Below are 16,336 nucleotides of genomic sequence, written 5' to 3'. Positions count from 1 at the left end.
GGTTCTTTTGGCTCTCGTCAGCCGGCGGCGCGCACCGGGGCGAGGCTCTGGCCCTCGCTGCGCACGGGGACACCGGCGTTGGCGAGGAAGGTCTTGGCCTTGCGGGTGGCCTGCTCGGTGTAGTGAAAGATGTTGGCCGCGGCGACGGCCTCGGCGCCGGCCTTGATGCCGGCCAGCAGATGCGACCAGGTGAAGACGCCGCCGAAGGCGATGACCGGCAGGTCGACGGCCTCGACAATCGCCTTCACGGATTCAAGGTCGTAGCCCTTGCGCGCGCCGTCGTGATCGACGGAGTTGAAGAAGATTTCCCCGGCGCCCAGGGCCCGGACCTGTTGGGCCCAGGCCGCGGGCGTTTCCTCCAGCAGGCGCCGGCCGCGGTCGACGGCCACATGCGCGACACCGGCGTCATCGCGCTTCACGTCGATGGAGGCGACAATGCACTGCTTGCCGAAGCGCTTCGAGGCGGCCTCGACGAAGGCCGGGTGGTCGGCGAAGGCGGTGTTGAGGACCAGCTTGTCGGCGCCCTTGGTCAAGAGTTCGCGGGCGTAGTCCACCTCGGTGATCCAGCCACCCACGGCGAGCGGCACGAAGCAGTGTTTGGAGACCCGTTCCACGGCCTCGGCGAAGGCCGCGCGGCTCTCCTCCTCGCGGGAAACGTTCAACAGCACGATCTCGTCCACCGACCACTTGTTGAAGGCCTCCATGGCGTGGACCGGGTCGGCGTGGATGACGTTGGTGTGCTTGAACTTGATGCTCTGCACCACCTGCCCATCGCGCAGGATCAGCACCGCCACAAGCCTCTTCTTCACCATCGGACCGGTCCGTCCTAATGCAGCGTCGCGAAGTTGCGTAGCAACTGCATGCCGATGTTCTGGCTTTTTTCCGGATGGAACTGCATGCCGAAGACGTTTTCTTTCGCAATCACCGAGGCGAAGCGGACGCCGTGCTCGGTGGTGCAGACCGCGTCCTCCGCCGACGCGCAGTCCACGTAGTAGCTGTGCACGAAATAGACGTCCGCCCCGGAATTCACCTCGCGCAGCAGCGGGTTTTCCCGGGCGATCTCGATCGCGTTCCAGCCCATGTGCGGGACCTTCAGCCCTTCGGCGGGCGGAAAGTGCCGCACCTGGGCGTCGATCCAGCCGAACCCCTGGTGGGTTCCATCCTCGTCAGACTCGCGGCAGATCAGTTGCATGCCCAGACAGATGCCCAGCAGCGGCTTGCCGGCGGCGACATGGCGGTCCAGGGCCTCGTCCAGGGCGCTTCGGCTGAGGTTGGCCATGGCCTGCGAAAACGCCCCGACGCCGGGGATGACGATCCTGTCGTAGCCGGCGACCGCTTCGGCCTCGGTGACCAGTTCGGCCTCATGACCGATTTCTTCGAAAGCGTTCAGCACGGAACGGAGGTTGCCCATCCCGTAGTCGACGACGCCCAGCGGCGGCATCAGACCAGCTCCATAGCCGCGAGATCGGTCCAGTCCAGGCGTTCGCCTTTGCGCTTGGCCCGGCAGAGGGTCTGGCCGACGACGAAATCGGCTTCCGAGGGCGGAATGCCGTAACCGGGCCGGCGGTAGTCGAGATCCTCGTGGGCCAGCGTCTTGCCGGCCCTGACGTCACGGCAGAGGTGGATGCTGCGCCGGTTGGCGGCGCGGCGCTTTCTTTCGACGCCGCTCATGACCCGCCGCGTGCGCCCCAGTGCGGTTTCCAGATCCCGGATCACCTTGATGAAGCTGTCCATCTCCTGGGGCTCGATGGACATCATGTGTTCGATGGCCGGCGTGGTGCGGTCCTTGCTGATTGTCTTCTCCACCAGGTTCGCGCCCAACGCCACCGCGGCCAGATCCATTTCCCAGCCGGGTGTGTGATCGGAGTAGGCAATGGGATAGGGGAACATCTGCTTCAGGGTGGAGATGACCCGGAGATTGATCCCGTCGAGGTGTGCCGGATAGCCCGAAGGGCAGTGATGGATGATGATGTTCTCGTTGCCTTCGGCGCGGATCACGTCGACGGTGGTTTCGATCTCGCCGATGGTGGCGTTGCCGGTGTCGAGCTGCAGACACATGCCCGATTGCGCGGCGCGGCGGATGAGCGGGACGTGGTTGACGTCGGCCGAGGCGATCTTGATGGAATCGCAGCCCAGGTCTTCCAGAAGCTCGATCTCCTCCTCGAAGCCGATGGTGGCGAAAAAGGCGAGACCCAGGCGGTCGCAGTGTTTTTTCAGTCTGTGCCACTGTTCCTTGGTCAGGGCGCGGCGGCAGAGAATGTCGTAGAGCCGTTCCTCGACGGTCTCCGTCCGGTTCGTCTCCTTGTCCACCAGGATCTTGAAGCTGATGGTCTGCTCGCGGTCCGAGACAAGGCGGTCCGGGTCGATCATCTGGAACTTGATGGCGTCCGCCTTCGCGGCGGCAGCCAGCGAGGCGAGTTCCATCGCGGATTCCAGTCCGCTGTGCGTCGGCCCGGCTTCAAAGGTGATGAAACAGGGATGTCCATCCCCGACCTGGCGTTTGCCGAAACCAACCATCAGGCAAAACCTCCGAGACGTCGGCGTTCCGGAAGATCTGACTGCTGACGCCGGAACGGGCGACCGTGGGGCAAGCTGTGAACCTTTAGCGCGAAGCGGTTGGCACACAGATCGCCAACAACCAACTCAAGAGGTTGAGACTAGACCGGCAGTTACGAACGAATTGTTAACTATCTGCTTTGGAACGGCAATCCGCGGCCGGCCAAGCCCCCGAATACCCAGCCCCTAATACCTCGGCTCTGCGCCGGTCAGAGAGCCTCCCGCAAGGCCTCCCAGATATCGTCCTGGCCGGCGGGCTCGCGTCCCGCGACGTCGCGAAGCTGTGCCACGAGGTTTTCCAGCAACTGCGGGCGGCTGCCGGCGGCCTCGGCTGCCCGCTCCCCCCAGAGATCCTCGGTCGGACACTCGAAGGAGCAGGCCAGGGCAGCGGCGACATAGGCGACCAGGCGCCGCTCGTCCGCCGGTTCGCCCGCGAGAGCCTGTCTGATGGCGCCCGGCAGCTTGGTCACATCGGGACAGTGGACGAAGCCGTCGTTGACCATGGCGTAGGGCGGATAGGCCATGACCACCACCGGCTTGCCGAAGAGCATGGCTTCCCATCCGGCGGTGCTGCTGACCACCGTTGTCAGGGCCGCCTCGCGCACCAGCGCCGCACCGCTTTCGAAGGGCGAGGCCAGCAGGACTCTCGGGAGCGCTTTGAGCCTTTCGTAGAAGCCCTTGGGCCGGCGCCCGAGGGTCGGCAGGTGTTCCTTCACCAACAGCGGCATGTCGGTGGGCAGGCTCTTGGCGACCGCTTCGACCAGCGAAAGCTGGTCGGTATGCATCGGCGATTGAACCATGGTCGACGCTTCCGGGTCGACATGGAGCGGAAAGAAAGCGAAGGAACCGGCCGGACGCTCGCCCAGAGGCAGGAAGGTCTCGGAGGACAGCAGCCGGCGTGTCTCGATCGCCGCCTTCAGATCCAGCAGGCACTGGCGGAGGGGCGATGCGTTCCTCAGGCCTTGACGCCCGGGGCTGTTTGCCGCGAGCAATTCCGCGCGCAGGCTGACCGCCAGCCGCCACAGAAGTTTTGGCCATGCAAGCTGCCGGCCGATGCGCTGTCTGTGATAGTCCAGATAGTCGGGCACCGAGTCGAGCGCGCGTGCCGCATTGAGATAGCGGTGGGAGGTGGTCTTCGAGTCCGCCGGAAAACGGTTGGTCAACACGATGCGCTCGAAGCAATCCTGCACCGGCGCCAGTTCGTCGAAGGGCGAGGTGTCGATCAGCACCCGCGATCCGATGCGGGTATGTCGCACCTGCGCGAAAGGAATGCCGAGGCTTTGGCTCATCAGGCCGAGGGCCAGCGAGGGGGCATCGGCAACGCTGTGGCAGAACACCAGATCGACGGCCTTGTCCTGCAGTGCCCGCTCGACATGGTCCAGCAGGCCGAAGACGTAGCGATCGAGCCGCTGGGGGTCGCGGGCAATCCGCGAAAGGGGTGTTTCGGCGGTCACACCGCCCGAAATGAAGCCCCGGCCGAGATCGCGGTCGGCGACCACCAGCCGATGGAGGACGTCGGCGCCGATCCTGGCTTCCAGTGCGTTGCGGCGCTCCGGCGCCAGCGCGTGGTCGAGCCAGCTGCGTTCCAGATCTTCCAGGCGCCAGAGAGGTGAGACCTGTAAGTCCTGCGCCGCGGCGACCCGCTCGTAGATTTCGGGGGGGCCGCTTGCCACACCGAGGAGTTGGCAGGAAGGGTCCTCTTCCTTGAGTCTTCGGGCGATTGCCAGCGCCCAGTCGATGAACTCCGGCGCGAAGAGAATAAAGACCCGCATTCCTATGGCTTAGCTTTGCGTCCCTCGATGAGCTTGCGATCTGTCCCTTAGCCATAGAGTGAATCCGGTAACTTTTCGTTAAGTTGCCGCTGCGGTTCTATCCGGCGCGCGCACGCGCCTGAGCGCCCCGGAACAGGATTTCCGCCAGCTCCAGGTCTTCCGGCTCATCGATGTCGATCACCTTGTGGCGCGGCAGGAAGTGCGGGATGAAGCGGTCGCCGAAAGTCTCGCCGCAACGCAGCAGGTGTTCGGTGCCGAAGAAGCCGAAGGTCCCGGTGTCATGAAAGGTCGGAACCAGATCTTGCGACCGCGCGGCCCAGTACTCGGGAAAGTGCGGCGCGAGCAGGCCGTCGGGCCGCTCGGACAAGGCCCGCTGAATGGGGAAGGGGAAGGGAACGACAGCAAGCACCGGCACGCTGCCGTTCTGGGCTTCGAAGCTTCCATGGGCGGCCTGCAGGTCGGAGGGCTCGATCAGTGGCGAACAGGGAAAGAGAAGGCAGACGCTCTCTACTTCCGTCCCCGCCTGGCGGTATTGCCTGATGACCCAGCGCATGACCGGCGTCACATGGGTCCGGTCGTCCGCCAGATCCGGACTGCGCAGGAAGTCGACCGGAAAGCCGAGGCGTTCCACCAGATCCGCGATCTCCCGGCTGTCGGTGGACACGTGGATCTTGTCGAACAGCCCGGAGTCCTGCGCGCAGGTGAGCGCGTAGGAAATCATCGGCCGGCCGCAGAAGTCGACGATGTTCTTGTTCTTTATCCGCTTGCTGCCGGCCCTTGCGGGAATGATGGCGAGCTTCATCGCGTGGTTCGGGTCTCTGTCGAATGATGCGACGGGCGAAGGATGCGCGGGGGCGCTTGCCGCCGCTCAGCGCAGGCTGGTCTGTAGAGCGGTGGCGACCCGGTCGACGTCGCTCTCGTCCATGCCGGCGAAGAGCGGCAGGGAGAGGGTCTGGGCGTAGTAGCGCTCGGCCCCGGGCAACGAAAGATCGCCGTTCCTGCGGCGGTAGAAGGGCTGCGTGTGGACCGGGATGTAGTGCACCTGCGTGCCGATGCCCTGCTCCCGCAGCCGCTGCATCACCGCGCCGCGCTCGACCTCGATCTCGTCGAAGTCGATGAGCACGGCATAGAGGTGCCAGGCCGCCGTGCAGAGCGGGTTCCTGCGGATCGGCGTGACCGGAAGCTGGAGGTCGCGCAGGAGAGTGTCGTAGTGCTCGGCCAGCGCCCGGCGCTGCGCGACGAAGCGCTCCAGCTTTTTGAACTGGCTGAGGCCCAGGGCGCACTGAAAATCGGTGGCGCGGTAGTTGAAGCCCGGTTCCGCCATCTCGTAGTACCAGGGATTGGCCCCGCCATCCTGCATGAAGGCCATGGCGCTGTTCTCGAAGGCCTCGGGCTCGCGCCGCATGCCGTGGGAGCGGAAGCGCCGGGCGCGCTCCGCGAGATTTGAGTCATTGGTCGTGACCATGCCGCCTTCGCCCATGGTCATGGTCTTGACGGGGTGAAAGGAGAAGGTGGCGAGGCCGGCCTCCGGGCAATCGCCGATGAAGCGTTCCCGGCCGTCCGCCCCGGCGATCCGTGTGCCGATGGCATGGGCGGCGTCCTCGACGACGGCAAGCCCGTGGCGCCGCGCAATCGCGTAGATGGCATCGAGATCGGAACACTGGCCGGCCAGGTGGACGGGGAAGACCGCTTTGACGCCGGGCCCGGCGCGCTCCAGCGCGTCTTCGAGCTCCGCCGGCCCCATCAGGCCGTCCGTGGCATCGCAGTCGGCAAAGACCACCTCGGCCCCCACGTAGGTGGCCGCATTGGCGGTGGCCAGGAAGGTGACGGCGGGCACGATCACCTTGTCGCCGGGCCCCAGGCCGAGTGCCATCGCCGCCAGGTGCAGGGCCGCGGTCCCATTGGCGCAGGCGATGGCATGCTCCGCGCCGATGTAGCCGCGCACCGCTTCTTCCAGGCGTTCGACCATCGGCCCTGTCGTCAGCCAGTCGCCACGCAGCACTTCTGTGACCGCGGCGATGTCGTCCTCGTCGACGAGTTGGCGCCCGTAGGGCAGGAAAGGGGGCGGTTCGCCCATCACTCCGCGGCTTCTTGCATCATGGTGGCCAGACGGGTCTCGTCGAGCCAGTCGTCGTTGTTGTTGCTGGCGAACTTGAACCCCGGTTGGACCGGCGAGGCGCCGAGCTCTTCGGGGTTGGGGCGCAGGTAGCTCTTGAACTCCGGCATGATCATGTAGCGGTCGGCCAACTCGAAGGTGTTGCGCGAGTCCTCTTCGGTGATCAGCACCTCGTGGATCTTCTCGCCGGGGCGGATGCCCACCTCGCGATGCGGCAGCGCCGGTGCCATGAACTTCGCCAGGTCGGTGATGCGCATGCTCGGGATCTTGGGGACGAAGATCTCACCGCCGCGCATCAGCGTGAAGCAGGACAGCACGAAGTCCACGCCCTGCTGCAGGGTGATCCAGAAGCGGGTCATGTTCTCGTCGGTAATGGGCAGGCTCTCGGCCCCCTCGTCGATCAGCTTCTGGAAGAAGGGGACGACGCTGCCTCGCGAGCCCATGACGTTGCCGTAGCGCACCACCGAGAAGGAGGTGCCGATGGTTCCGCTCAGATTGTTGGCCGCCACGAAGATCTTGTCCGAGGCCAGCTTGCTGGCGCCATAGAGGTTGACCGGGTTGGCAGCCTTGTCGGTCGAAAGGGCGATGACCCGCTCGGCGCCGTTGCGCAAGGCGGCGCGGACCACGTTCTCGGCCCCGATGACGTTGGTCTGGATGCACTCGAAGGGATTGTACTCGGCCGCCGGCACCTGTTTCAGCGCGGCGGCGTGGACCACCACGTCGACCTCCCGCAGGGCCATATCGAGACGGTCGCTGTCGCGTACGTCACCGATGAAGTAGCGCAGACAGGCATAGCGTTCCGGCGAGAAGGTGAGCGCCATCTCGAACTGCTTCAGTTCATCGCGGGAGAAGATGATCAGGCGCCGTGGCTGGTAGCGCTCCAGGACCGTCTTCACGAAGCGCTTGCCGAAGGAGCCGGTGCCGCCGGTGATCAGCACGGACTTGCCGTTGAGGTCGAAATCCTGGTCCGAGGAAAAGTCAGTGGTCGTCGACGGGGACATGGGTCTCTCTGATGGAAGGCTGGAATGAAAGCGGTAGGCGGGTCAGAGCGGCGGCTCCGGTCTATCGGGCGGTTCCGGAAGTGCTTCGCAAGTCCCTTCCGGGAAAACCGGGTTTGACCACTGCTACCGCAGTCCGGGTGAAAACTTCACCAAGACCGAAGAACAAAGGCGCCGCGGGCGGGCGCCGGTCAGGTCGCCGCGGCGACGGCGTCCAGGGGCGCTTCGACCCGCACCTTGCGGCCGAGCAGGTCGAGCAGCACGATGACCCGCTCGCGCGCGGCCATGCCTTCGAAAAGGCCGAAACAGTCCCGCATGGCGCCGCTGACGAACCGCAGCGCCTCGCCCCGCTCGAAGCGCCGAGGCTCCAGCGTGACAAAGCCCGTCTCGTCTTCGCGCGCCCTCAGGCTCTCGACGACGCCAAGCGGAACCGGGCTCGGTCTGCTGCCATGGCAAACCAGATGGCTCACGCCAAAGGTGCCGTTGATGCAGCGCCAAGGTTGCCGGGATATGTCGATCTCGACGAAGAGGTAGCCGGGAAAGAGCGGCGAGGCGACGATCTCCCGCCGCCGGGCGTGGCGCCGCTCCCGGCGGAGCTTCGGCAGATAGCTTTGAAACCCCTGGCGTTTCAGGTTGATCTCCGCGCGGTCCTCGGACCGCGCCAGGGTCTGCACCACATACCAGTCGGTCATCGGGACCTGCCCTCCCGGCCGCCGTTGCGGCCCCGCGAGAGGTGCAAAAAGCCCGGGAACAGGATCTTCTCCGGCGGATGCCATTCGGCCAGACGGTCGAAGCAGGCCTGCGGGTCCCTGGTATCGGTGATCACCAGAATTTCCGCCGCGGGAAGCTGATCGAGGCGGCGCACGACAGGGATGCCCGCGACCTTCTGGCGGTTGGTCACCTCGTCCAGCACCGCGACCACCTCGACCTCACTGTCGAGCGCGGCCAGCGATGCGATCTCGCAGAGATCCCCGGCGCCGACGAAGGCGACCTTCTCGATGCCCCTGTTGCGGCACTGATCGAAGAGTTCGGCACAGTCCTGGCGGGCCAGGCGAAAGAAGCTGAGGGAGCGGCGCAGGAACTTGGCGGTCAGCCGCGCCTTTTCGGTGAAGCCTTTCGACGTCAGGTAATAGGCATAGCGCCGGGCCGGCGCCTTGCGCATCTTGATCAGGCCTTTGCTGAGGCAGCGCTTCAGATAGATGTTGGTCAGGCCCAGGGCGATGCCCAGCTCGGCGGCCAGGCCCCGCTGGGTCACCCGGTCCCGCGACTCGATCGCATGCAGGATCAGGCGTGTGGAATCGCCTTCCTGATCCTGTTCGACGGCTGGTTCGTTCTGCGAGGCCAAGCGCTGCTCCGGCGCACCCCTGTGAGTCTTCAAGGTGCTCCCTTAGAGGCTTCTTCTACTCCTCTGAAATGGCTGCTGTCAAGTGTTCACCACCTGAACTCTGTAGAGAATTAAGTATTATTTTCAAATTGTTAAACACAGGAAATTGAACCCTCAAGAGGGCCGTGAGGCTGGATGCCGGATGGCTTCCGGGGCACGGATCTGCCCATGCAGAAATCGACCTGCAAGGCCTCAGATGATCCGCCGCGCGGTGATGTTCTGTCCGCCGCCACGGGGGGCCAGGGCCGCCAAGGGCCCCTTGGCGGCCGCGCGGGCGAGCCCGGCGGTGAGGCGCGAGACCTGCCGGGCTGCCGCCGCCCCGAGACTGCCTTGGCCGCTGACCGTTTTGCGCAGGTAGCAGATCTCGACCTGCCGGCCCCCCAGGCGCCGCTTGAACTCGAAGGTGCCGCTGCCTTGCGCCGACTCGCCGGCATCGAAGCAGGCCAGTCCGCGTTCCTGGCAGAGCTTCATCATGGTGAAGTAGAGCAGCGTTGCCGACCTGAGGTCGGTGCCGCGCGCGGTGGTGCCGCCATAGAGATAGGCGCCGACGTCCTCGCCGAGCAGCAGGAAGGCAGACGCGACGGGGGTCTCGTCTTCATAGCAGACCAGCGGCACGAAGCTGTCGGGGAAGCCTTCGGCGATTGCGCGCAGGAAAGCTTCGCTGTGCACCCTCACGCCCTTGGGCGCCATGGCCTCCCGATACAGCCGAAAGGCGGCGTCAAAGTGCTCCCAGCCGCTGCACGGGCGCTGGTCGCTGCGCAGGGCCGCGCGCAGGGCGCGCCGGCCGCTCTGGGACAGAAGCGGCCAGAGATCGTCCTCTCCGCGGCAGCCGCTCAGATCGAAGGAAAACGTTGCCGCCGTGATAACATCGGCATGCGTCAAGGCCAGGCCCGCCTCCAGTCCAAGGTCGATCTTCGCCAGGCCGTTGGTTCTGGCGAAGTCCTCAGCGCTCTTCAGAAGCGCTTCGGCCTGTTGCGCGCTGCGGGCCCGCAGGCCGTAGCGCAGGCCGTAGAGTGCCTTGCCCCCCTTCCCGTAGTAGGCGGGAAGCTGGCCGGCGATCCGCCGGCCATCGGCTTCGCGCAGATGGAAGAAGACGGTCTCGACCCCATAGGCCTTGGACAGCACCGGAAGCCACGCGGGGGCGGCAAGGCAATGCGCGGGGGCGCCATAGCCCTCCAGGGTCTTCAGCAGCGGCGCCACCTCTTCGTTGCGTGCGGTCAGAACCCTGAGCTCCGTCACCTAGCGGGCGCTCCCGGCGCGCGCAATCGAAGGGGGTCGAGGGGCCACCGCGTCAGCCGTCCCGGTAGCTGCGGTGGTAGGTGTTACCTTGCGCGAAGTAGGTGTCCGCCAGCGCCAGGTAGTCCTCCAGCGTCGAGCGGAAGAACAACTCTGCGTAGTGTTCCCTGGCGCTGGAGGGCAGAAACCGGGACGCGGCGGCGTTCTGCCCCAGGGCATAGTGGGCCCAGTGCCGCTTTTCCATCTCCGAGCGGTAGAAGGCAATGGCGGTGCGCTTTTCTGACGCCGCCTCGGAGATGTCGACGACGTTCGGCAGGGGCGCGCCGCTGTAGACCTGGTAGGCCCAGAGCATTGGCTCACCGCGCAGATGGCCGGAGCCGGCCGCCGCGCGAAACAATTCGATGGCGCGGCGGTGATCGTCGTGATCGTCGAGGATGAAGGGCAGGAATATGTGGCCGGGCGAGAAGGCCTCGACGGCCTCGGCCAACTGCCGCGCCGCGTCCTCGGTGATCGGGATCCGGCCGGGCACGAACGGCAGGAACACCGCCTCGGCCCCCAGGTGGGTGCAGACCTGCCGCGCCTCGGCGACCCGCTGCTCGGCGCCCTGGAAGCCTTCGGAGGTCAGATAGACGACCCGGACGGCGCAGCCGTGCCGGCGCGCCAGGATCAGGGTGCCGCCGCAGCCGATCACCTCGTCGTCCGGATGCGGAGCGATGACGACAACGCGCTGGTCCTTGGGCGCCTCGGTGAGCTGGGGGGTGAAAAGCGCGCGCCGGCGCGCCAGATCCACCACCCTGGCCGCATGTTGCAGCTCCGCCACGGATTTCCAGAGCTCCGCGCTGGGTGCCGGCGAGGCCAGACCCGCCACCAGCCGCCGTCCCGTGCGCTTCAGAAGTCTCAGCATCCGCTCACCAACCGCCAGACATGGCTCAGGCGCGCTTCTGGGCCCGGGCGAAGAAGTAGGGCCAGCGCGCTCGCGCTGCGGCCCGGGAGTCCGGCTCCAACTCGTCGCCGGTTTTGGTGTCGATCACCCGGATCTCGCCGAAGCCGTGCTCGGCCAGTTGGCGCACCTGGGCCGGCGGCGTCACATAGTAGTGGCGCAACAGCTTGCCGTGGGTGCCGTCGTAGACCAGCGCCCAATCCCGGGCCATCAGTTTGGACAGCGGCGGATTGCGCGAAAGCTGGATCGCCTTGCGCTTGGTGTGTTCGATCAGCTTGGCCACCGATCTGGCGCGCTTGAAGCGGAACACCTGGTCCAGGGCGCTGAGGTTGTGGGAGGAAAAGGCCAGCAGGCCATCGTCCCGCAGGACCCTCCGGGCCTCGTCCAGGAACATCGCTCGCTCCTCGGCGCCCAGGGTGTCGAGGCCGTTGAAACTGAAGAGGATGGCATCGAAGCTGCCCTCGGCGTGGTTGCCGAGATCCCGGGCGTCGGCCTGCTCGAAGCGGGCGTTCTCCAGCTTGCCGGCAAACTTGCGGGTGACCGCCTCGACCATGGAAGGAGAGTAGTCGGCACCCACATAGTCCCGCACGGCGGCGGCAAAGCGCGCGGTGGTCCGCCCGGCGCCGACCCCGATGTCGAGCAGCTTGGCGGTCTTGAGTTCCTCGGCATGGTCGCTCAGAAAACGCTCTTCGCCGGGGTAGAGCTCCGAGCGCTCGAGGTAGTCGCCGACCAGCCCGCCAGTCTGCCAGATCTCCAGGTTCTGGTCCCTTACGATTGCGAAACCCTCCGCGCCGGCTGTGGCGTGCTGGAGAGCGAGGCCAACAGCAGGTCGATGGCGCGCTCGATGACATGCTCGGCGACCGGTGCCGAGCTGCGGCGTTTGGCCTCGAAGAACTCCCCGATCTCGATCCCCAGCTCGGCGGCGGCCTCGTCGTAGAGCCGGGCCTGGCGCGCGCGGCGCTGCTTTGTGGTCTCCGGAACCTCCGCGAGCAGTTCGGCCAGCTTCGCGCGAACCTGCAGGAAGTCGGTGACGACGTGGACGTGCTCGATGGGATCGTAGTTGTTCCGCGTGCCGAAGGAGAGAACCGGGATGCCGGCCCTTGCCGCTTCCAGCCCGACTGTGCCGGTGATCACCACCGTTGCGGCGGCCATCGGCAGAAGATCGCTGGCCCGGCGGTCCGGCATGACGAGCTGCACGTTGGGCAACTCGGAAACGGCCTGATAGAAGCCCTGGGAGCGGAAGCCGAGGGACACCATGCTCTCCTTGACCAGCAGCGTGTAGCCGCCGGGCAGCGCGCGCGCCACCAGGTCGATGATCGCGAGCTGATTGTTGAACTCCGGCGCCTTGACCATGGTCGAGGCCTCCGGCTCCTTGTGGAGCGCGTAGAGCACGAAGGGCTCGGGCAGTTCCTCCGGCTGCTGTCCCACGCGCCGTTCCAGCTCCCTGAACTGGCGTCGTATGCGGAGTTGCAGCTTGGCGGCCTCAAGGAAGCTCGGGCGGTCGGGGCGTTTCGTTTTGAGATTGCCAAGCGATCGCTTTGCCTCCTGGACCAGGCTGCGCAGCAGCGCGCGCAGGCCCAGGCCGGCCTTCAGCTTCGCCAGGTAGTGCGTGGCGTAAACCGGCTCGAGATCCTGATTGGCGCCTTCCGGCGTTCCGCTGCCCACGGGTGGGGTGACCAGTTGCGGTGGGGCCGCGTCGATCTTGCCTTGCAGGGCGTGTCTCAGAGGCGGATGGGTCCAGTACTCGTCGTGATACCAGCCATAAAGGCTGCCGACCTGCAGCGAGTTGAACATTCTGATGGGGATGCCGCGGGCCCGGGCCTTGGCGCAGATCAGCTTGCTGTAGAGATCGGCGACCACCGAGGTGACCACCAGGCTCGGGGCGGAGCGGTCGAGGATCTCCTCGACATAGCCGTCGAGCTGCCTGATGTAGCGCAGCGTGCGCCAGTAGGCGGCCTTGCGCCGGTTATGGGTCTCGGGATTGTTGAGGCCGGCCTGCTGGAACCCGAGGCCGACATGGCGGTCGGCCTGAATCAGATCGGTGATCAGGCAGCCCGCTTCCCGCTCGAAATCCCGTACCCAGTCAGCCAGCTCGGGGTCCGGCCGGTCCGGAAGCTCCGCGTAGCCATAGACGAACTCGGGTTCGGGATAGACATGCCGACAACAGGCAAGGGTTTGAAACGACTTGCGCTGATGCTTTTGGAAGCAGACCGCATCGACCGCGTAGCCGCCGGCCGCATGGGCGCGCTCGAACAGCGGGAACCAGAAGCGGTTGCCGAACATCGTGTCGACCAAATAGAGGATCGCGGCAGCTTGCATGGTTTCCCTTTGACGTGCCGGATTGGAAGCCGGGTGCACGCATCCGGCGGGACTCGGCGCCCGGCCCGCCCGTTGGCTCTGTCTACTCTCGAAGGGTTGCCTCTGTCAATGTTCTGATTATGAACAGAAATTTGAAAAGCCGAACAATTTCATTGATTTGTGTTTATCTTGCGGGCTATATGCGGCGTGAATTGAAGGAACTGTCAGGGCCGGAAACCGCCGGTCAGAAGTTTAAGATGGCAAAGCGCTACGTGGTCTTTGACCTGGAGGCAACCTGCTGGCACCGGGGCAAGGAGCAGGCTCCCTCGGAAATCATCGAAATCGGCGCCGTTCGGTTCAGCCTGCCCGGCCCGGATGAGGCGCCTGAGACTCCGGGCACCATGACGCCCGAGTTTCAAACCTTCGTGCGGCCCTTCATGGCGCCGAAGCTCTCGGCCTTCTGTACCGAGCTGACCACGATCCGCCAGTCCGACGTCGACTCTGCGCCGCGGTTTCCCGAAGCCCTGCAGGCGTTCCACCGCTGGGCTACAGAGGCGGGGGATTTCACCCTGGCTGCCTGGGGCAATTACGACGGCGCGCAGATCGGCCGGGACTGCGCCAAGCACGGAATCGACAACCCCTTCGAGGCCCTGCCTTACGTGAACGTCAAGGAAGCCTTTGCCAAGCACCTCAAGCTTCGGCGCGGGATGGGGCTGGACGGCGCTCTCAGGAAGGTGGGCCTGCCGCCTGAGGGCACCGCGCACCGGGCCATCGACGATGCACGCTCGGTGGTCCGGATCCTCCGAACCGGCGTGGCCGAGGCCCTCTAAAGCCCCCGCGTAGAACCCAGTGATGGAGCCGGCGGCAGGCCGGGTTCCAAGCGTCGCGACTTTGAGACTTTGCCTCGCTGCCGAGACCTGCTAGTTGACCCCCGAGAAATCCACAAGCCGCAGGGATTGTCCGCGCCCTGGCGGGCCGGCCGGGGCTACCAGAGTCGGGGCTGATCAGACAGGTGGTGTCGAACCGATAGGACAGGGGCCTGTCCGTGCCGCCCGGCGCGCGTGGAGAGCCCCAATGAAAGGAAGCCAATGTCCATCATCGTGACCGGTGCTGCCGGTTTCATTGGGTTTCATGTGGCCAGCCGGCTGATCGAGCGCGGCCAGGCAGTCATCGGAGTCGACAACCTGAACGACTATTACGATCCGGCGCTGAAGCAGGCGCGGCTGGATCGCCTCTCCGGTCACAATGGTTTCACATTCCGTCAGTTGGACATTTCCGACAAGGACGCGGTGCTCGGGCTCGCCAAGGAGTTCCCGGAGGTGACCGAGATGGTTCACCTGGCCGCCCAGGCCGGGGTGCGCTACTCGCTGGAAAATCCCTTCGCCTACATACAGACGAACCTCATGGGCCATCTCTGCATGATGGAACTGGCCCGGCGGCTGACCAAGCTGCGCCACTTCGTCTATGCGTCGTCCTCGTCGGTCTACGGCGGCAACAAGGAACTGCCCTTTTCCGTCGACCAGCGGGTCGATCAGCCGATCTCACTCTACGCCGCCACCAAACGCGCCGACGAGCTGATGACCCACTGCTATACCCACCTCTATGAGCTGCCCAGCACCGGGCTGCGGTTCTTCACCGTCTATGGGCCCTGGGGCCGGCCGGACATGTCGGCCTACATCTTCACCCGGGCCATCTTCGAAGGGCAGCCGATCCGCATCTTCAACCACGGCGACATGCGCCGCGACTTCACCTACATCGACGACATCGTCGCCGGCGTTTTGGCCGTCGTTGACCGGCCGCCCCAGGCGCAGAACGGACAGCCGCCGAATGCCGTCTACAACCTCGGCAACCACCGCTCCGAACCGCTGCTGCGCTTCGTCGAACTGATCGAGGAGGCCTGCGGGCGCAAGGCCATCCGCGAGTTCGCCGAGATGCAGCCGGGCGACGTCAAGGAGACCTACGCGGATATCGAGCCGGCGCGCCGCGATCTCGGCTTCGAGCCGCGGGTGACCATAGACCAGGGCATTCCGCGCTTCGTGCAGTGGTACCGCGACTACCACCGCGTCTAACGCTCTCATTTTCCAAAGCATTTTCGGCGCCGCCGCGGGAAGCAGACTAGGCCTGTGTTAACCATAGGTCGGCTATCCTCCACCCCCTTATGAACCTTGATTCGCGTTGGCAAAGGCGCTAAGCCCTTCGCGCCTGCAGCATCTTCCCAAGGAAGTCTTCCAAGATGGACCGTTTGGACGAACTGGAAGCCCAATCCGTCTACATCCTGCGCGAGGCCTACAACCGCATCGAGCCGTTGGCCATGCTGTGGTCTCTCGGCAAGGATTCCAACGTGATGCTGTGGCTGGCGCGCAAGGCCTTCTTCGGCCATGTGCCCTTTCCGGTGATGCACGTGGACACCGGCAAGAAGTTCAAGGAGATGTACGCCTTCCGCGACCGCTATGCGGCGGAGTGGAAGCTCGACTTCCGCCGCGAGGAATGCCCGCCCATCGAGGCGGTCGACCCGAGCCTGCCGCCGGCGGCGCGCTCGGCGGCGCGCAAGACCGAGGGGCTGCGCACGGCCATTGCGAAGTATGAGTTGCGGGCGGTGATCGCCGGCATCCGCCGCGACGAACAGGCCACCCGGGCCAAGGAGCGGGTCTTCAGCCCCCGCGACGAGACCGGCCAGTGGGACTTCCGCGACCAGCCGCCGGAGTTCTGGGACCAGTACAAGACCGACTTCCCGCCCGGCGCCCACATCCGCATCCACCCGCTGCTGCATTGGACGGAGCTGGACATCTGGCTCTATACCCGGCGCGAGGGCATTCCCATCGTGCCGCTCTACTTCGCGCGCGACGGCAAGCGCTATCGCTCCCTGGGCGACGAGGACATCACCCACCCCATCGACTCCGATGCGGCCACCCTCGACGATATCATCGCCGAGCTGCAGACCACCAAGACGGCGGAACGGGCCGGCCGGGCCATGGACCACGAGCGCGAAGACGCCTTTGAGCGCCTGCGCGCCACCGGCTACATGTAGACGGGAGC

Annotated in this window: 16 protein-coding genes; 3 read left to right on the top strand and 13 right to left on the bottom strand. The window is 65.6% G+C overall.

The features are described from left to right. Positions 1-17 precede the first annotated feature (17 nt). The 13 genes from hisF to Q0996_RS02015 form a co-directional block, all read right to left on the bottom strand. A complete protein-coding gene (gene hisF / locus Q0996_RS02075) occupies positions 18-812 on the bottom strand; it encodes an imidazole glycerol phosphate synthase subunit HisF (RefSeq protein ID WP_299615476.1) in 795 nt (264 codons plus the stop codon). A 14-nt stretch (positions 813-826) separates the two neighbouring features. Further along, positions 827-1,441 (bottom strand): imidazole glycerol phosphate synthase subunit HisH, encoded by a 615-nt coding sequence (hisH, locus tag Q0996_RS02070; RefSeq protein ID WP_299615474.1) that lies wholly within the window; start codon positions 1,439-1,441, stop codon positions 827-829. Next, entirely contained in the window at positions 1,441-2,517 is a 1,077-nt protein-coding gene (locus tag Q0996_RS02065) for an N-acetylneuraminate synthase family protein (RefSeq protein WP_299615472.1), read from the bottom strand. The genes hisH and Q0996_RS02065 overlap by 1 nt, the downstream gene beginning before the upstream one ends. A 248-nt stretch (positions 2,518-2,765) precedes the next feature. Next, complete coding sequence (locus tag Q0996_RS02060; RefSeq protein ID WP_299615470.1) at positions 2,766-4,328, bottom strand: hypothetical protein; 1,563 nt, start codon at positions 4,326-4,328, stop codon at positions 2,766-2,768. A 97-nt stretch (positions 4,329-4,425) separates the two neighbouring features. Then, positions 4,426-5,130: a pseudaminic acid cytidylyltransferase gene (gene pseF / locus Q0996_RS02055; RefSeq protein ID WP_299615468.1), complete on the bottom strand. Its 705-nt coding sequence runs from the start codon at positions 5,128-5,130 to the stop codon at positions 4,426-4,428. A gap of 66 nt (positions 5,131-5,196) precedes the next feature. Next, positions 5,197-6,405, bottom strand: a complete 1,209-nt coding sequence (gene pseC, locus Q0996_RS02050) for a UDP-4-amino-4,6-dideoxy-N-acetyl-beta-L-altrosamine transaminase (protein ID WP_299615466.1) — start codon at positions 6,403-6,405, stop codon at positions 5,197-5,199. Continuing rightward, positions 6,405-7,445 (bottom strand): UDP-N-acetylglucosamine 4,6-dehydratase (inverting), encoded by a 1,041-nt coding sequence (gene pseB / locus Q0996_RS02045; RefSeq protein ID WP_299615464.1) that lies wholly within the window; start codon positions 7,443-7,445, stop codon positions 6,405-6,407. Before pseB ends, pseC begins: the two co-directional genes overlap by 1 nt. 188 nt (positions 7,446-7,633) lie before the next feature. Continuing rightward, the gene (locus tag Q0996_RS02040) at positions 7,634-8,134 is read right to left on the bottom strand and encodes a transcription termination/antitermination protein NusG (RefSeq protein ID WP_299615462.1); all 501 of its coding nucleotides are present in this window, start codon (positions 8,132-8,134) and stop codon (positions 7,634-7,636) included. Beyond that, positions 8,131-8,820 carry a winged helix-turn-helix transcriptional regulator gene (locus tag Q0996_RS02035; RefSeq protein WP_299615460.1) on the bottom strand — a complete coding sequence of 230 codons (690 nt, stop codon included), beginning with the start codon at positions 8,818-8,820 and terminating at the stop codon, positions 8,131-8,133. Before Q0996_RS02035 ends, Q0996_RS02040 begins: the two co-directional genes overlap by 4 nt. Positions 8,821-9,018: 198 nt before the next feature. Beyond that, positions 9,019-10,065 carry a GNAT family N-acetyltransferase gene (locus tag Q0996_RS02030; protein WP_299615458.1) on the bottom strand — a complete coding sequence of 349 codons (1,047 nt, stop codon included), beginning with the start codon at positions 10,063-10,065 and terminating at the stop codon, positions 9,019-9,021. 52 nt (positions 10,066-10,117) lie between these two features. Then, the gene (locus Q0996_RS02025; protein WP_299615456.1) at positions 10,118-10,966 is read right to left on the bottom strand and encodes a PIG-L deacetylase family protein; all 849 of its coding nucleotides are present in this window, start codon (positions 10,964-10,966) and stop codon (positions 10,118-10,120) included. Positions 10,967-10,991: 25 nt separating this feature from the next. After that, positions 10,992-11,681 (bottom strand): class I SAM-dependent methyltransferase, encoded by a 690-nt coding sequence (locus Q0996_RS02020; protein WP_299615592.1) that lies wholly within the window; start codon positions 11,679-11,681, stop codon positions 10,992-10,994. A gap of 89 nt (positions 11,682-11,770) precedes the next feature. Next, positions 11,771-13,321, bottom strand: coding sequence for a hypothetical protein (locus Q0996_RS02015; RefSeq protein WP_299615455.1), 1,551 nt, complete (start codon positions 13,319-13,321; stop codon positions 11,771-11,773). A 236-nt stretch (positions 13,322-13,557) separates the two neighbouring features. On the opposite strand from Q0996_RS02015, the gene Q0996_RS02010 reads away from it, so the two are divergent. The 3 genes from Q0996_RS02010 (at position 13,558) to cysD (ending at position 16,328) form a co-directional block, all read left to right on the top strand. Next, positions 13,558-14,130 carry a 3'-5' exonuclease gene (locus Q0996_RS02010; protein ID WP_299615453.1) on the top strand — a complete coding sequence of 191 codons (573 nt, stop codon included), beginning with the start codon at positions 13,558-13,560 and terminating at the stop codon, positions 14,128-14,130. A gap of 258 nt (positions 14,131-14,388) precedes the next feature. Further along, the gene (locus Q0996_RS02005) at positions 14,389-15,369 is read left to right on the top strand and encodes an SDR family NAD(P)-dependent oxidoreductase (RefSeq protein WP_299615452.1); all 981 of its coding nucleotides are present in this window, start codon (positions 14,389-14,391) and stop codon (positions 15,367-15,369) included. A 164-nt stretch (positions 15,370-15,533) separates the two neighbouring features. Then, positions 15,534-16,328, top strand: coding sequence for a sulfate adenylyltransferase subunit CysD (cysD, locus tag Q0996_RS02000; protein ID WP_299615451.1), 795 nt, complete (start codon positions 15,534-15,536; stop codon positions 16,326-16,328). The last annotated feature ends 8 nt before the right edge of the window (positions 16,329-16,336 follow it).

Origin of the sequence: Pelagibius sp. (genome assembly GCF_028289705.1) — a bacterium.
Lineage (GTDB): Bacteria > Pseudomonadota > Alphaproteobacteria > Kiloniellales > Kiloniellaceae > Pelagibius.
Note: the sequence above shows the minus strand (reverse complement) of the source record. Positions and strands in the feature narration are given on the sequence as shown.

Bases quoted from the DNA above. Each gene is read 5' to 3' on its own strand.
- hisF (WP_299615476.1), bottom strand. From the start codon at position 812: ATGGTGAAGAAGAGGCTTGTGGCGGTGCTGATCCTGCGCGATGGGCAG.
- Q0996_RS02015 (WP_299615455.1), bottom strand. From the start codon at position 13,321: ATGCAAGCTGCCGCGATCCTCTATTTGGTCGACACGATGTTCGGCAAC.
- pseF (WP_299615468.1), bottom strand. From the start codon at position 5,130: ATGAAGCTCGCCATCATTCCCGCAAGGGCCGGCAGCAAGCGGATAAAG.
- Q0996_RS02010 (WP_299615453.1), top strand. From the start codon at position 13,558: ATGGCAAAGCGCTACGTGGTCTTTGACCTGGAGGCAACCTGCTGGCAC.
- pseB (WP_299615464.1), bottom strand. From the start codon at position 7,445: ATGTCCCCGTCGACGACCACTGACTTTTCCTCGGACCAGGATTTCGAC.
- cysD (WP_299615451.1), top strand. From the start codon at position 15,534: ATGGACCGTTTGGACGAACTGGAAGCCCAATCCGTCTACATCCTGCGC.
- Q0996_RS02005 (WP_299615452.1), top strand. From the start codon at position 14,389: ATGTCCATCATCGTGACCGGTGCTGCCGGTTTCATTGGGTTTCATGTG.
- Q0996_RS02040 (WP_299615462.1), bottom strand. From the start codon at position 8,134: ATGACCGACTGGTATGTGGTGCAGACCCTGGCGCGGTCCGAGGACCGC.
- hisH (WP_299615474.1), bottom strand. From the start codon at position 1,441: ATGCCGCCGCTGGGCGTCGTCGACTACGGGATGGGCAACCTCCGTTCC.
- Q0996_RS02065 (WP_299615472.1), bottom strand. From the start codon at position 2,517: ATGGTTGGTTTCGGCAAACGCCAGGTCGGGGATGGACATCCCTGTTTC.
- Q0996_RS02060 (WP_299615470.1), bottom strand. From the start codon at position 4,328: ATGCGGGTCTTTATTCTCTTCGCGCCGGAGTTCATCGACTGGGCGCTG.
- pseC (WP_299615466.1), bottom strand. From the start codon at position 6,405: ATGGGCGAACCGCCCCCTTTCCTGCCCTACGGGCGCCAACTCGTCGAC.
- Q0996_RS02025 (WP_299615456.1), bottom strand. From the start codon at position 10,966: ATGCTGAGACTTCTGAAGCGCACGGGACGGCGGCTGGTGGCGGGTCTG.